The sequence below is a fragment of the Cytobacillus sp. FSL K6-0129 genome (assembly GCF_038007625.1).
In the GTDB taxonomy this organism is placed as follows: domain Bacteria; phylum Bacillota; class Bacilli; order Bacillales; family Cytobacillaceae; genus Cytobacillus; species Cytobacillus kochii.
The window spans coordinates 958,123-973,237 of sequence record NZ_JBBOXM010000001.1 but is presented as its reverse complement, the minus strand read 5'-3'; the positions used below and the strand labels follow the sequence as shown (position 1 = coordinate 973,237).

Genomic DNA, 15,115 nt, shown 5'->3' with positions numbered 1-15,115 from the left:
TATTAATTAAATTCTATTCAATTCGTTGACGAGAAAGAGTAGTTGTGCACATCTTATCCAAAGAGAGTTAGCCATTTGCTGAGAGGCTGACGTTAAGACCACAATGAAAATCCTCTCTGAGAAGCAAAGCTGAAGTGAAACTAAGCTTTGACGGCATCCAACCGATAACCTGGACGCGTATGATGGTACGTAGTGAGAGCAAATACAAACCACTACAGTTGGTTTTTTTTGTTTTTTAGAGGGGATATTTTAACTCGATTCTACGTATAGGAATCGAGTTTTTTTTCGTATATGAATGGATATCGAAAGGGGTCTTTACAAATGAAAGAACGAGATGTGGAAAAGGAGAGGAAGATTTCTGATTATTGGAAAGAAACACGGATATTTCAAAAGTCCATACAGCAAAGGCAAGAGGCGCCATCCTTTGTTTTTTATGAAGGCCCGCCAACAGCAAATGGTATGCCACATGCTGGTCATGCACTTGGTCGAACGATAAAAGATTTTGTTGCCCGTTATAAAACAATGACGGGACATCAAGTTTTAAGAAAAGCAGGGTGGGACACACATGGGCTCCCTGTAGAACTTGAAGTACAAAAGAAATTACAATTGCATAGCAAAGAGGATATTGAAGCATTTGGTGTAGAAGCATTTATCGCAGAGTGTAAGAAAAGTGTATTCACATATGAAAAAGAATGGCGACAGTTTACTGAGCTATTGGGCTATTGGGTGGATATGGATAACCCCTATATAACTCTCGATAATGAGTATATTGAATCAGTTTGGCATATATTGTCAGTAATTCATCAAGGTGGGCGTTTATATAAAGGGCATCGAGTTGTCCCGTATTGTCCTCATTGTGAAACGTCCCTAAGCTCGCATGAAGTCGCACAAGGATATAAAGATGTGCATGACCTTTCAGCAACAGTTAAATTTAAAGTGGCTGAAAATGAATACTTACTTTGTTGGACAACAACCCCTTGGACGTTACCGGGAAATGTAGCTGTAGCGGTAAACCCTAAGCTACGTTATGTGAAAGTCGAGCAAAATAATGAACGATTGATTGTTGCAGAAAGCTTGGTTTCAACTGTACTTAAAGAAGGTTACAAAGTTATCGAGTTTATACGAGGTGAAGAATTAATAGGTATAAAGTATGTAGCACCATTTTCATTTGTTCCGCTCAACAAGGGGCATATTGTAATTGCTGCGGATTTCGTAAAGGATGATTCAGGAACTGGGTTAGTCCATATTGCCCCTGCACATGGTGAAGATGATTACCAAGCTGTAAAAGAAAATGGATTAGATTTTCTTCAAGTCGTGAATGAGAAAGGGAGGTATGTTCAACAAGTTGCCCCGCTAGCAAATAAGAGAGTGAAAGAAAGTGATGTAACAATCATTCAAATGTTAGCACAGCAAAATCTACTTTATAGCAAGAGGAAGTATGAGCACAGTTATCCGTATTGCTGGAGGTGTGACAATCCACTGATTTATTATGCGATGGAAGGATGGTTCATTCGAACAACTGATGTTAAAGAAAAAATGATAGACAATAATCAAATGGTTGAGTGGTACCCAACGCATATGAAGAATGGTCGATTCGGTCACTTTCTTGACCAACTTGTTGATTGGAATATTGGAAGAAATCGTTTTTGGGGAACGCCGTTAAATGTATGGACTTGTCAAACATGCGGATTAGAAAGTGCCCCAGGTTCCATTGCACAATTAAAAGAAAGAGCGATTGAAAAAGTAGATGTTCGCATCGATCTGCACAAACCTTATGTTGACCGTATTCATTTGAGATGTTCTTGTGGTGGTGAAATGAAGCGAGAGAAAGAGGTCATTGATGTATGGTTTGATAGTGGTTCAATGCCATATGCCCAATATCATTATCCTTTCGAACAGACCACGCCATTTAAAGAACAATTTCCCGCAGATATTGTAATAGAAGGAGTGGATCAAACGAGAGGATGGTTCTACAGTTTACTGGCCGTATCCACCCTATACAAAGGTGTTGCACCGTATAAAAATGTCTTATCTCTTGGCCATATATTAGATGAACAAGGACAAAAAATGTCTAAGAGCAAAGGGAATGCTCTAAATCCTACATCGTTGATTGAAGAGTTTGGCGCAGATGCATTAAGATGGGCTCTTCTTAGTGATAGTGCCCCTTGGAATAATAAGCGATTTTCTAAAAAAACCGTTCAACAAGCAAAATCAAAAATAGTAGATACGTTGAGGAATGTTTTTTCCTTCTATGATATGTATGCAAAGATAGATGGCTTTGACTTCAGGCAACATCGAGTCAAGGAATTTGCACTCTTTGACCAATGGATACTTTCAAGATTGCATCATACGATTGCGGAGGTAAGAGAAGGGTTAGAGCGTTATGACTTTTTTAAAAGTGCTAAATTACTGGCAGAATTTTTGGATGATGTGAGTAATTGGTATGTAAGACGATCACGGCAAAGATTCTGGAAGGAAGGGTTAGATCACGACAAAAGGGCAGCGTATACAACTCTTTACGAAGTGCTTCAGCAATCAACACGATTATTTGCACCCTTTATGCCGTTCGTCACCGATGAGATTCACTTACAATTAGTCGGCAGTAGTGTTCATCTAACTGACTACCCTAAACAAGAGAAAATGAAGACTATCATCCAATTAGAATCGGAAATGAAAGCTATTCGACAAATTGTTGAACTCACTAGATCGATCAGGATGTCAGCTAATATCAAAACAAAGCAGCCACTTCAAACATTAATCGTAAGTGCTGTTAATGGGAAGGTTAATTTGTCACCCTATGAACAGATTATAAAAGATGAAACAAATGTAAAAGACATTGTTTATGAAAAATATGTAAATAAATTCATGATGATTGAGTTAAAAGTTAATTACGCAATTGCCGGCAAAAAATTCGGTAAAAGAGTAAAAATGATTGAGCAAGTAATAAAAGGATTAACGGTCCATGAAAAAGATAGGTTACTGATGGATGGAATATTAAACATAGAGAAAAATGGAGAAATGCTCTTTTTAGAAAATGAGGATGTGTTAGTAGAGAAAAAAGCAAAACACCCATATAGATTTGCGGAAGGAAAAGATTGTACGGTCCTACTGGATATCGGATTAACAGAAGAGCTTTTGCAGGAAGGGTTAGTGAGGGAAGTAATTAGAGAAGTGCAAAACACTCGAAAAAAGCAAGGGTTAGCGGTTGAACTACGTATTCATCTAACAATGTTTGGCAATGAAAGGGTTTTAAGTGCGTTAGAGAAGTTTTCGGCGCTTGTACAAGAATCATTACTTGTCCAGACCATTACATTAGCAGAAGTTGAAGAAATGACAAATCTTGATGTTGATGGAGAAACAATCAAATTCAAAATAGACCATTAAACAATGAAAAATCACAGCCAATGGCGGATGGCTGTGATTTTTACTGGGGGATATGTTGTTTAACCATTCATCTTTACGTATCCATTTCCCTACAAAAAGTGTAATGGTAACCTTTTAGTATAGGCTTTGATTATTAAGCTATTAAAGTTTCGTCTGATGAGAATGCGACTGAATTTGAATAGTGGATGAATGATATTTCAACAATAAATAATTGATGTAGGCTTGTAGGTTAAATTCATTATTCTTAACAAAATACGAAAAGTTAGTTCTTTTCAAGCTTAATCACAACCTTTATATATGTACTAAATAAAATGATCACCATTGAATATACCGGCCCCACCTTCGCCAAGTACGTTGATAGCCACACTTGCTATCCGCCTAATACTTAGTATATATGAAAACGCTTACATAAACAATAAAAAATTTTCACTTTATTTCGACAAAAAAATAAGTAAAATGATTATACTTTATTGGAGGATTTTAAGCTATAATTGCTTAGATAGTCGAAATATAATATATTCATTTTTTTGAGGAAGAAGGTTGAACATGCACACGTTAGGAGGCAAGCTTTGGACCAGACAGTATATCATGGCCCTTATGCTTACTTTTTTATTTTTTTTAAGTTTACAATCCTTGTTAGGGGGATTTCCAATCTATGTTACTGCATTAAGTGATAACCCGACGTATGGAGGGTTAATGACTACAGCATTTATGATTGCTGCTGTTATATCTAGACTTTTCTTAGGATTTTGCTTACGGTATTTGAATCAAAAAGCGTTATTAATTCTATCTTTAATAGGTATGTTGGTGTTTATTTTTGTGACAACATTCACAAACTCTATCGTTCTATTCACTATCCTTCGCATACTACAAGGAATTGCTTTCGGTTTTATTACTACTTTATTAGCAACTATAACCACAAATTTAATTCCTGACCACCGTTTAGGTGAAGGAATCGGTTATTTTGGGTTAGCTACTAGTGTAGGTACAACAAGCGGACCTTTTTTAGCTATTTCAATGATTAATGTCTATTCATTTGAATCCGTTTTGTACTTTTCTCTTATTCTTATTATAGTGATTACAATTGGTAGTCTGGCGCTTAAAACTTCTCAAAACATAAATCAGCAGACAGTTAGTAAATTGTCAATAGTTGAATCCGCTTTTGATTCACGCGCTTTTTTACCATGTTTTTTAGTATTATTATTTTATTTTACGTTTGCTGGAGTGGTGAATTTTATTGAAGGCTTAGGAAGTTCTATTGGGGTTGGGGAACAAACCTCTTTATTCTTTCTCATCTTAGTGGCGATGCTCATTATCATTCGCCCATTTTCAGGGAAGATTTTCGATCGCTTTGGACATGCTTATTTAATATATAGCGCAACAATTGCAGCATTTATCGGGTTGTTACTGATTGCATTTGCAAAAGGTGTTTCAACATTATTTATTGCCGCTGTTTTTTATGGCATTGCATATGGTGTCATGCAACCGACATTCCAAGCTTGGGCTGTTAGACTCGTACCAAAAGAAAAAAGAGCGACGGCTAATGCCATGAGCTTAAGTTTTATGGATATGGGTTTAGCAATGGGCGCATTACTGCTTGGTATTGCTGCAAACGAAAAGGGATACGGTTTTATGTACATCCTATCTTCTTTACTCGCCGTCGTTATCTTTCTGCTCTATTTTGTTGCTCATATAAGAAGAAAAACCAAATTAACGCTATTGCCATCTCATAATAGAAAAGCTTCGTAAATGAGTAATGACATGGCCATTCTTTGTCATTACTTTCTTTCTTATCATGTTTCTTATACATATTTTATGGGGAAAGTAATGTCATGACCTTCTATAGGTTGATGAAAGGATAATGACAATGAATTTAAAAACTGGCAAATTATATTGGCCCATTACTATGAACAACGTGAAAAAGTATGGCAGCTTGCAAGAGAATAAGAAATGTGACGTGTGTATCATTGGCAGTGGTTCGAGTGGGGCTTTTCTTGCTTACCAATTAGCGAAAGAAAACATCCGAACAATCGTCATTGATAAACGAAAAATCGGTATGGGTAGTTCCTCGGCAAATACTGGATTACTACAATTTAGTAATGATAAATCATTTACATCTTATATTAACTCTTTTGGCATAAGGAAAGCGAAAATGCATTTACAGAACTGCTTTCGATCAATATCTAATTATGAAAACACCATTTTGCCTACTTTAGAAGATAATCCCGATTTTTTAAAAAGAAAAAGCTTATATTTTGCTTCTAAAAGTGAAGATATAACAATGCTGAAAAAAGAGTTTGCCAATTTACAAGCACATCAGTTTCCTGTGCGCTTTTTGTCAAGGAGAGATATGAGAGATAGTTGGTCCTTTGAAAAAGAAGGTGCCATTGTTACTGAAGGAGACGCTGAGATTAATATATTTAAAAATGTTCACTATTTACTAAGTGCGGCTAGTAAAAAAGGGGTGGACGTTTTTGAAGAAAGTGAAATTGTAGGTCAAAAATGGGGGAAAAATACGGTCGAATTATATACTGATAATAAAAACGTAATTGAAACGAAATATGTAATTTATGCTACAGGGTATGAAGCGCAGAGTGATATAGCTGAAAAGAACGGAATGATTGTAAGCTCATACGCTTTAGCTACTAACCCAGTTGATTATCAATGGCCAGAAGATATGTTAATTTGGGAAACTGCCAGACCATATTTATATTTGCGCCGTACATTAGATAAAAGAATCATTATTGGAGGTCTTGATGAGAAAACTTCAGACTCTAAAAAAAGAGATGGGATGTTAGTCCAGAAAAGGGATCAATTATTAAAACAATTATTTTTGTTATTCCCCACGTTAGAGGGTAAATTAGAACCTGTCTATTACTGGACAGGCTTTTTTGGAGAGACTCATAATGGCTTACCTATGATCAAACGACATCCGAATTACTCAAACGCCTATTATCTTCTCACATATGGCGGCAATGGCACGGTATATAGTATGATTCTATCGGATTTAATGAAGAAATTCATTGTCAATGGAGACTCAAACGGTATGGAACTATACTATCATTAGAGTGATATAGTGAGAAAGTTCACACAGTTTGTTCAATAATAGGATTGATTGTAATCACCCTTATCGTTTTGTATAATCACAGATGAGGGTTATTCTATTCTTGACTAAAGTATCAGTCAAGAAAAAATGAAAGACGAAAGGACCAATTAAATGAGTAAACAACAAATAGGTGTTATTGGATTAGCAGTAATGGGGAAAAACCTTGCTTTGAATATAGAAAGTCGTGGCTTCTCAGTAGCTGTTTTTAACCGTTCTTATGAAAAAACAGAAGCATTCTTACAAAATGAAGCAAAGGGCAAGAACTTTACTGGTGCTAAAACTATTGAAGATTTTGTTCAATCACTCGAAACACCAAGAAAAATCTTGTTAATGGTTAAAGCGGGTGCAGCGACAGATGCGACAATTGAATCGCTAAAGCCATATCTTGAAAAAGGCGATATCTTAATTGACGGTGGTAATACATATTTTGAAGATACCATCCGCCGTAATCAAGAATTAGCAGAAGAAGGCTACCATTTTATTGGTACAGGCGTTTCTGGTGGTGAAGAAGGAGCTTTAAAAGGACCTTCAATCATGCCAGGTGGTAAGAAGGAAGCATTTGACCTTGTACAACCAATTTTTGAAGCTATTTCTGCTAAAGTAAATGGCGATCCTTGCTGTACATACATTGGTCCAAATGGGGCTGGTCATTATGTGAAAATGGTTCATAATGGGATTGAATATGGTGATATGCAGTTGATTTCTGAAGCTTATTTTATCCTCAAACATGTACTTGGTTTAGAAGCGAATGAACTTCATGAGACATTTGCAGAATGGAACAAGGGTGAGTTAGATAGCTATTTAATTGAAATTACAGCTGATATCTTTACAAAAGTAGATGACGAAACTGGCAAACCACTTGTTGATGTGATTCTCGATAAAGCGGGTCAAAAAGGGACAGGTAAATGGACAAGTCAAAATGCTTTAGATCTTGGGGTACCCCTCCCGATTATTACAGAATCTGTATTTGCAAGGTTCATTTCCGCAATGAAGGAAGAAAGAGTTCATGCTAGCAAGATTCTTGCAGGACCTAAAGAAGACACCTATAGTGGAGACCGTGCGGAATTAATAGAAGCTGTTAGACAAGCATTATATATGAGTAAAATTGTCTCCTATGCACAAGGGTTTGCTCAAATGCGCGCAATGTCTGATGAAAAGAATTGGGATTTAAAATATGGCGATATTGCCATGATTTTCCGCGGAGGTTGTATCATTCGTGCCCAATTCTTACAAAAAATTAAAGATGCTTATGATCGTGAACCAGCATTAGCAAATTTACTATTGGATCCATATTTTAAGGGAATTGTTGAAAGCTACCAGTCTTCATTAAGAAAAGTTCTTTCTATTGCTATTGAACAAGGTATTCCTGTACCTGCATTCTCGAGTGCTATTGCTTATTATGATAGCTATAGAACGGCAACATTACCAGCTAATCTACTGCAAGCACAAAGAGACTATTTTGGAGCACATACGTATCAGCGAGTAGATAAAGAAGGAACGTATCATACTAATTGGATGGAAAAGTAACAAATGAAACTAGAAACGATTACCAGCTTTAGTATGGTATAATGTTAAAGGAAGCTAGAAAGGGAGGTATTTACAATGAAATTTTTCATAGATACAGCAAATTTAGATGAAATTAAACAAGCATACAAGTTAGGTGTCCTTTCAGGCGTGACAACTAACCCTTCACTTGTAGCTAAAGAAGGGATTAAGTTTGAAACAAGAATTGAGGAAATTCTTCAAGCTGTTCCAGAATTAGAATCAGTATCTGCTGAGGTCACTCCTTCCGCAGAAACAGCTGAACAAATGATTGCAGAGGCTGAGGAACTGATTAAGATAAATAATGGTGATAAGAACATTACTATTAAAGTGCCAATGACAATGGCTGGCCTCGAAACAACAAGATATTTATCCAAAAAAGGTGTTAAAACAAACGTCACATTAATCTTTACTGTGAACCAAGCATTACTTGCTGCAAGAGCTGGTGCTACTTATGTTTCACCATTCTTAGGCAGACTTGATGATATCTCAGAAGACGGGATTAACCTTGTTGCTAAAATTGCTGAGTTATTCCGTATTCATCAAATAGATGCTCAAATTATTGCTGCATCTGTTAGACATCCGGATCATGTCACAAGAGCTGCATTAGCAGGCGCTCATATTGCGACAATTCCGTATAAAGTAATTGAGCAGTTAACGAAGCATCCATTGACAGATCAAGGGATGGAAAAGTTCGCTGCTGATTGGAAAACAGTATAAGCCTTTTTTAAGCCCTCTCCTTCATTTTTAGGAGAGGGCTTTTTGATTGGTCTATTGTTCTATACTGATATTGAAAATTAATTGATATTGCGTGAGGAGAATGTGTTACCTAGTAATTAGAGCAGAGCTAAAAAGAGTATGTGTGCATACTTCGATAATGAAATGGGAATATATAGCTGAAAAACATCCTTTTCTCTGTCCATTCACGCTTTCCAGTTAAAGGCAATGGCAGTAACTTATACAAAACTCTTTGCCAAATAATTAAAGGCACTCAACATTCGACTTGTGTTGCTCAGTAGAAGTTTCGTTATTCGACTTGTTCATCCTCTGTGTGCTTTTCTCTTTCTTGAATAGTCACCCAATCATTGAAACGACCACTTCCTTCGCATCCTGGACAAAAGAGTGTATCAGAATGTAGGGAGTACATAAGGCTAGGATATAATAAAAAGCCTTGTCCGTAGCATTCTGGGCATCTATTACTTCGTTTCATCTTTTCTAAATGTTTATGTTCTCGTGCATTTTTCCATTGATTAAAAGATTTACCTAGACTCATCGGCTTCACCTCTGCATCGCTTTTTAATGAAGCGATAAATTGTCGTGATGCTAGACAAACTACTGTTAAACTTCATGCTTCAACTATGAAAGGTCTTGAATATACCCGTACATCTTATAGGGTGCAAAAGTTTGTAAACATTTCTGTTAATTATTATATTAAAAAGAATTATTTTTGCTCATACTTTATGAGAGGAAATGAAAAATATTTTGTTAGATTAACGAAACTTTCGGGTAGCGAATCTATTTGATATAATAGAAGAGTATAATAGGTTCAATTCATTTAAAGGAGTCTTGTCAATGGAAGTATTAAATCAGTTGTTATCCACCTATGCATCATTTTTTGATTGGTCAATGTGGAAAGAGGTTCTTACAGATCCTGTTTCTTGGGGTTATATAGGCACACTCATTGTCCTAGAAGGTCTATTATCAGCTGATAATGCATTGGTATTAGCCGTTATGGTTAAGCATTTGCCGAAGGAGCAGCAAAAAAAAGCACTTACTTATGGCTTAATTGGCGCTTATTTTTTCAGATTTTTATTTATCGGTTTAGGTATGTGGCTGATTAAATTTTGGTGGATTAAAGTACTTGGAGCTGCTTATTTAGCTTATTTAGTGATTAAACAATTTTGGTTTAAAACCCCTGAAGAAGATATCGACGGAGTAAAGAAAGACAGTTGGATGATTCGTACTTTTGGTGTTTTTTGGGGAACGGTTATTTCAGTAGAGTTAATGGATTTAGCTTTTTCTGTAGATAGTATATTGGCTGCCTTTGCTGTTTCAGATAAAGTATGGATTTTGTTAATTGGAGGTATGCTTGGTATTTTAATGATGCGTACAGTAGCTAAGTTATTTTTAGTGCTAATTGATAAGATTCCTGAGTTAGAGACAACAGCTTTTATTCTTATTGGAATCATTGCAATTAAAATGTTATTAAGTGTGTTCCATATAGAGATTGGACATATATTATTTTTTAGTATTATCATTGCAGCCTTCGTTATCACATTTTTTGTTCATATTTATCATAATAAACAAGGTGGACATGATCACGTGGCATAAGAAAAAGGCTAAGATTCCAAAAGGAAAACTTAGCCTTTTTGCTTGTCTTATTTATTAAGAATAGTTTCTTCCACATCTTCAATGATTTGTGTATTCGCTATCGTTCCAGTGTATAACCACCCTGTGTCTCTAGAGAATTCATACACATTCTCATTTTTTACTGCCGGAATATTTGCCCATAAAGGGTCAGATAAGACTTCTGCTCCTTCACCATCACTATTAATAAAGAATAGGTGGTCCACATCCATATCTGCTAATTTTTCTAAAGAAATCGCAGACCAGTTCCCAGTAGCATCTGCTGAAATTTCTTCAACGACAGAAGGAACTGCCATACCTAGATCATTATAAATTACATCACCTGCAGAAAGATCCTTGCTTACGACAAATAAACTGTTATTCACTAACCAAATAGCTGCAGCAGATTCACCAGCATGATCTTTTTGTAGCTCTTCTTCAACTTGTGCTGCTTTATCTTCGTACTCTTTAAGAACTTCAGTTGCCTTATCTTCTTTACCGAAGATTTTACCAACTGTTTCAAGTTCTGTACGCCAATCACTATTTTCTTCTTCACCAATCACGTAAGTTGGCGCAATTTTCGCATATTGATCATATTTACCACCTTCAACCATACCTGCTCCATCCATAATGATTAAATCTGGATTTTGACTAGATACCGCTTCTAAAGGTAAATCATGAGCGATCGTAGGTACATCTTTTAAATATTCTTGAAGGTATTCTTGTTTGCCGTTAGCAACTGACCATTGTACAATAGGTGTAATGCCTAAAGCGACAAGATGATCTTCTAAGTATGTAGCAACTACTCGTTCAGGATTAGCAGGAATTGTTACTTCGTTTCCTAATGCATCAGTTAATACACGATCCTCGGTTTGCTCAGCTGCTTGGTTTGAGTCATTGTTACTATTTTCAGCATCCTCATTACCACAACCAAAAAGGGCAAGAGATGTTGTAATTGTAGCAATTAATAATAAGTTTTTTTTCTTGTGAAATGAAAACAAGATGTTAACCTCCTAAATGAACTATGATATAATTAGCCTATGCAAATGATAACAATTATCACTATCGATTACAAGATATTTCTTGCACAACTTGATGAAAGAGAGATACATAATGGCTTTACTTAATGGAACAAACACGAGTAGAAATCGTTTTTTTGCGATTATGATCGTCACATTTGGTACAATCATCCTTTGTTTATCGATGGCTGCTTCCATTGCTTTTGGTGCAGTGAATATTAATCTTTCAACTGTATGGGAAAGTGTTGTATCATATGACCCGTCTAAAACGACACATCAAATTATTATGAATTTAAGGGTGCCTCGAGTAGTGGCAGCAGCACTAGTTGGATCTGCACTTGCCATTGCCGGAGCAATTATGCAAGGGATGACAAGAAATCCACTAGCTTCACCATCTATAATGGGGGTTACCTCTGGCGCTACATTTGCAATTGCAGTTGCTTTAGCCTTATTTACCACTTTAAGTCCAATTGGAACTATGTTTGCTGCTTTTATCGGTGCAAGCATTGGAGCAGGGCTTGTTTTTGGTGTCGGAATGCTATCACGAAATGGGCTGACTCCTGTTAAACTGGCTCTTGCAGGTTCTGCTATTACGGCTCTTTTAAGTTCTATCTCGTCTGCAATTGCTATTCACTTTAATGTCGCAAAAGATTTAAGCTTTTGGTATGCAGGTGGTGTGGCTGGTATCCAGTGGGAAAGTGTAGTTCCTGCTATTCCTGTTTTTATTATAAGTATAATCCTAGCAATTATGATTAGCAGTTCCATTACTGTTTTAAGTATGGGAGAAGATGTAGCTATCGGACTAGGGCAAAAGACAGGTTTGATACGTACAATTGGTTTTATAGTTGTTTTGCTTTTAACTGGAGCAGCAGTTTCTATATCGGGTACGATTGGATTTGTGGGGCTCGTGATCCCACATATGATTAGGTTTTTAGTTGGAACAGATTACCGCTTAATCATTCCTTGCTCAGCAGTATTAGGTGGTCTACTACTTGTGTTAGCGGATATTGGTGCGAGAATGATAAATCCTCCTTTTGAAACACCAGTTGGTGCCATCATGGCATTGATCGGCGTACCTTTCTTTCTTTATTTAGCAAGAAGGGAAGGGGGAAGATAATGATGTATAAATCTAGGAAACAAAAATGGAAAGTGGTTGTATTCTTTCTAACGATATTATTAGCTTTACTCTTCATTGCTAGTTTGAGCTTTGGAGCCAGTTTTATTTCACCCGTTGCTATTTTCAATAGTGTTTTATCTTCTACACCTGGTCAATATGACTTAATTCTTTTCGAATTTCGTTTACCAAGGATTGTTCTAGCCATTTTAATTGGTATTGGTATGGCTGTTTCTGGTGCGATATTACAAAGTGCGACTCAAAACGGTCTAGCAGATCCGGGGATATTAGGTATTAATAGTGGTGCTGGATTTGCTGTAATTTTGTTTATCTTTTTTACACAAGGTATCAGATTTGAATCTGAGTTATTACAACTGTTTATTCTTCCTATATTTGCATTATGTGGGGCGCTGCTTGCAGCATTTTTGATTTATATTTTCTCGTGGAAAAAGTCTTCTGGTGTTACACCTATAAGGTTAATCTTAGTAGGTATAGGTATTAATGCGGCTTTTTCTGCTTTAATTATTATCCTCCAATTAAAAATGGACCCCCGTTCCTTTACACAAGCAACTGTTTGGTTATCGGGTAATATTTCTGGGGTGAGTTGGAGTTATACTTATGCTCTTTTACCATGGTTAATTGTGCTGTTACCCATTGTGTTATTCAAGGCGAGGTATTTAAATGTTCTTACACTAGGAGATGCGATGTCTACTGGCTTAGGTGTCAATGTCAGTCGTCAAAGAAAATGGTTATTAATACTTGCTGTTGGACTAGCTGGTTCTTGTGTGGCTGTTGGTGGAGGCATTTCATTCTTAGGTTTAGTGGCTCCTCAACTAGCGAAAAAACTCGTAGGGCCAAGAAATGAAATTTTATTGCCTGTTTCAGCGTTAGTCGGTGCGGTGTTACTACTCTTTTCAGATCTTGTTTCACGTACCATTTTAGCACCTTCAGAAATTCCAATTGGCTTAGTCGTTTCTGCAATTGGCGCACCTTATTTTATTTATTTATTAATTAAAAGCTAAATCGACCATACTATCGTTAACAATAGATGAAGGGTATGAAAACATGGCTAAAAAGGAAGAAAATAATAGTAAGGAAATCGACCATCTCAACTCTATGCTTGCAGCTGTAATGAATTATTTAACAGATGAAACAGTCGAGGAGATAGACTTTGATTATCTTCTTGATTCTACTGAAGGACTGAGACAGTGGTGGAATGAGTATGAAGAACGACATAAGAAGGAAATTGCAAAAGAAATTAAACAATCTTTAGAGGGTTTATCTTTAAAAGAATTACAGCAAATCAAAAAACAAATCACACCTTAAAGTCTTCACAGTAAAAGTGGAGGCTTCTTTCTTTTTATATATGTAATAAAGTTATTTAACATTATTTTTGTAATTAAGAAGCAATTAGTTGTTTTCAACAAACGTCTCTGATAATATTTTTTACAGTTCTATACTTTATACATAATGTAAAGGGGAAAAATATGCTTACATTGTTCGTTGGCATCACAATGATACTTATTTATGGCTTAACTTGTTACTATATTGGCTTTAATACATGGCGTTGGTTAAGTAAAACATTTTCTTTTCGATTCAAAAAAACATTTATCGTGGTTGTTTTTCTTCTTGCAATATCATTTTTTGTTGGATTTGCGATTCATCTGCCGGTCATTGAATGGATTGGTGGATATTGGCTTGTCATTGTTGGCTATGGTATTCTCCTATTACCGATTATCAATTTGCTTTATTTTATTTCAAAGAAAAATGCTAAATTTTTCACTTACTCAGGGTGGGCGATGGTTGCGTTTTTTACGTTTGTCTTTGTATATGGTACATATAATGCATGGACTCCGATTGTGAGAGACTATCAAATAACAATCGATCAACCGACAGAAGCAAAAGAAGGGAAGTTAAAGGTTTTATTAGCGGCAGATTTGCATCTGGGTACGATTATAGGAAATAATCATCTTGAAAAGTTGGTGAAAATAGCGAACCAGGAGAAACCTGATATTATTCTTATACCTGGTGATATTATTAATGATGATATTACCCCATATGTAGAACAGGAAATGAATAAAACGATGGCAAAACTAGAAGCCCCACTTGGTGTTTTTGCTTCTCCTGGTAACCATGATTATTATGGTGGTGATAATGAACAGTTGAAAAAGGAATTAAATGAAATCGGTATTCATTATTTAATGGATGAAGCAGAAATTGTAAATGACCAATTTGTAGTAATTGGCAGAGAGGATTTAACGAACCCAAATAGAAAAACCATAGAGGAACTTATTGCTACGAATAAAACAAAAGATTTACCCGTTATTGTATTAGATCATCAGCCTCATGAGATTACAGAAGCACAAGTGGCTGGAGCAGATGTGATATTATCTGGTCATACACACAGGGGGCAGTTATTTCCAGCAAATTTAATTACTGCGAAATTGTTCGAGAATGATTGGGGTTATATGCAAAAAGAGCAATTACATTCTTTTACTACTTCAGGATTCGGATTATGGGGGCCAACACTACGTATAGGATCTCAATCAGAAGTAATGATCATTGAAATAGATTTTCGATAAAAAACCATCTCCAGAGATAATG

General features: G+C 36.1%; 12 protein-coding genes. 10 read left to right on the top strand and 2 right to left on the bottom strand.

Going from position 1 to position 15,115, the window contains the following annotated elements; all coding sequences use genetic code 11:
- The first annotated feature begins 321 nt into the window (after nt 1-321).
- From ileS to fsa, 5 genes are all read left to right on the top strand, one after another.
- Nucleotides 322-3,384 (top strand): isoleucine--tRNA ligase, encoded by a 3,063-nt coding sequence (gene ileS / locus MHI57_RS04660; protein WP_340975250.1) that lies wholly within the window; start codon nt 322-324, stop codon nt 3,382-3,384.
- 546 nt (nt 3,385-3,930) lie between these two features.
- The gene (locus MHI57_RS04655; RefSeq protein WP_095373026.1) at nt 3,931-5,133 is read left to right on the top strand and encodes an MFS transporter; all 1,203 of its coding nucleotides are present in this window, start codon (nt 3,931-3,933) and stop codon (nt 5,131-5,133) included.
- 118 nt (nt 5,134-5,251) lie between these two features.
- Entirely contained in the window at nt 5,252-6,451 is a 1,200-nt protein-coding gene (locus tag MHI57_RS04650) for an NAD(P)/FAD-dependent oxidoreductase (RefSeq protein WP_157733962.1), read from the top strand.
- A gap of 150 nt (nt 6,452-6,601) precedes the next feature.
- The gene (gndA, locus tag MHI57_RS04645) at nt 6,602-8,017 is read left to right on the top strand and encodes an NADP-dependent phosphogluconate dehydrogenase (protein ID WP_095373028.1); all 1,416 of its coding nucleotides are present in this window, start codon (nt 6,602-6,604) and stop codon (nt 8,015-8,017) included.
- A 75-nt stretch (nt 8,018-8,092) separates the two neighbouring features.
- On the top strand, nt 8,093-8,752 hold the full coding sequence (gene fsa, locus MHI57_RS04640; RefSeq protein ID WP_095373029.1) for a fructose-6-phosphate aldolase: 660 nt from the start codon (nt 8,093-8,095) through the stop codon (nt 8,750-8,752).
- Between the two features lie 307 nt (nt 8,753-9,059).
- Here the strand turns inward: fsa and MHI57_RS04635 are convergent, their stop codons facing one another.
- Nucleotides 9,060-9,305: a methionine aminopeptidase gene (locus tag MHI57_RS04635; protein ID WP_095373030.1), complete on the bottom strand. Its 246-nt coding sequence runs from the start codon at nt 9,303-9,305 to the stop codon at nt 9,060-9,062.
- Between the two features lie 299 nt (nt 9,306-9,604).
- On the opposite strand from MHI57_RS04635, the gene MHI57_RS04630 reads away from it, so the two are divergent.
- Nucleotides 9,605-10,363: a TerC family protein gene (locus tag MHI57_RS04630; RefSeq protein ID WP_095373031.1), complete on the top strand. Its 759-nt coding sequence runs from the start codon at nt 9,605-9,607 to the stop codon at nt 10,361-10,363.
- Nucleotides 10,364-10,410: 47 nt separating this feature from the next.
- Here the strand turns inward: MHI57_RS04630 and MHI57_RS04625 are convergent, their stop codons facing one another.
- Nucleotides 10,411-11,382 (bottom strand): ABC transporter substrate-binding protein, encoded by a 972-nt coding sequence (locus MHI57_RS04625; protein WP_370873272.1) that lies wholly within the window; start codon nt 11,380-11,382, stop codon nt 10,411-10,413.
- A 109-nt stretch (nt 11,383-11,491) separates the two neighbouring features.
- On the opposite strand from MHI57_RS04625, the gene MHI57_RS04620 reads away from it, so the two are divergent.
- The 4 genes from MHI57_RS04620 to MHI57_RS04605 all read left to right on the top strand — a co-directional run bounded on the left by MHI57_RS04620 (nt 11,492) and on the right by MHI57_RS04605 (nt 15,093).
- Nucleotides 11,492-12,514 (top strand): FecCD family ABC transporter permease, encoded by a 1,023-nt coding sequence (locus MHI57_RS04620; protein WP_370873264.1) that lies wholly within the window; start codon nt 11,492-11,494, stop codon nt 12,512-12,514.
- Nucleotides 12,515-12,516: 2 nt separating this feature from the next.
- Nucleotides 12,517-13,533 carry a FecCD family ABC transporter permease gene (locus MHI57_RS04615; protein ID WP_411675031.1) on the top strand — a complete coding sequence of 339 codons (1,017 nt, stop codon included), beginning with the start codon at nt 12,517-12,519 and terminating at the stop codon, nt 13,531-13,533.
- Between the two features lie 43 nt (nt 13,534-13,576).
- Nucleotides 13,577-13,837, top strand: coding sequence for a hypothetical protein (locus tag MHI57_RS04610; RefSeq protein WP_289433941.1), 261 nt, complete (start codon nt 13,577-13,579; stop codon nt 13,835-13,837).
- A 161-nt stretch (nt 13,838-13,998) separates the two neighbouring features.
- Nucleotides 13,999-15,093, top strand: a complete 1,095-nt coding sequence (locus tag MHI57_RS04605; RefSeq protein ID WP_340975249.1) for a metallophosphoesterase — start codon at nt 13,999-14,001, stop codon at nt 15,091-15,093.
- Nucleotides 15,094-15,115 lie beyond the last annotated feature (22 nt).

Bases quoted from the DNA above. Each gene is read 5' to 3' on its own strand.
- ileS (WP_340975250.1), top strand. From the start codon at position 322: ATGAAAGAACGAGATGTGGAAAAGGAGAGGAAGATTTCTGATTATTGG.
- MHI57_RS04655 (WP_095373026.1), top strand. From the start codon at position 3,931: ATGCACACGTTAGGAGGCAAGCTTTGGACCAGACAGTATATCATGGCC.
- MHI57_RS04650 (WP_157733962.1), top strand. From the start codon at position 5,252: ATGAATTTAAAAACTGGCAAATTATATTGGCCCATTACTATGAACAAC.
- gndA (WP_095373028.1), top strand. From the start codon at position 6,602: ATGAGTAAACAACAAATAGGTGTTATTGGATTAGCAGTAATGGGGAAA.
- fsa (WP_095373029.1), top strand. From the start codon at position 8,093: ATGAAATTTTTCATAGATACAGCAAATTTAGATGAAATTAAACAAGCA.
- MHI57_RS04635 (WP_095373030.1), bottom strand. From the start codon at position 9,305: ATGAGTCTAGGTAAATCTTTTAATCAATGGAAAAATGCACGAGAACAT.
- MHI57_RS04630 (WP_095373031.1), top strand. From the start codon at position 9,605: ATGGAAGTATTAAATCAGTTGTTATCCACCTATGCATCATTTTTTGAT.
- MHI57_RS04620 (WP_370873264.1), top strand. From the start codon at position 11,492: ATGGCTTTACTTAATGGAACAAACACGAGTAGAAATCGTTTTTTTGCG.
- MHI57_RS04615 (WP_411675031.1), top strand. From the start codon at position 12,517: ATGTATAAATCTAGGAAACAAAAATGGAAAGTGGTTGTATTCTTTCTA.
- MHI57_RS04610 (WP_289433941.1), top strand. From the start codon at position 13,577: ATGGCTAAAAAGGAAGAAAATAATAGTAAGGAAATCGACCATCTCAAC.
- MHI57_RS04605 (WP_340975249.1), top strand. From the start codon at position 13,999: ATGCTTACATTGTTCGTTGGCATCACAATGATACTTATTTATGGCTTA.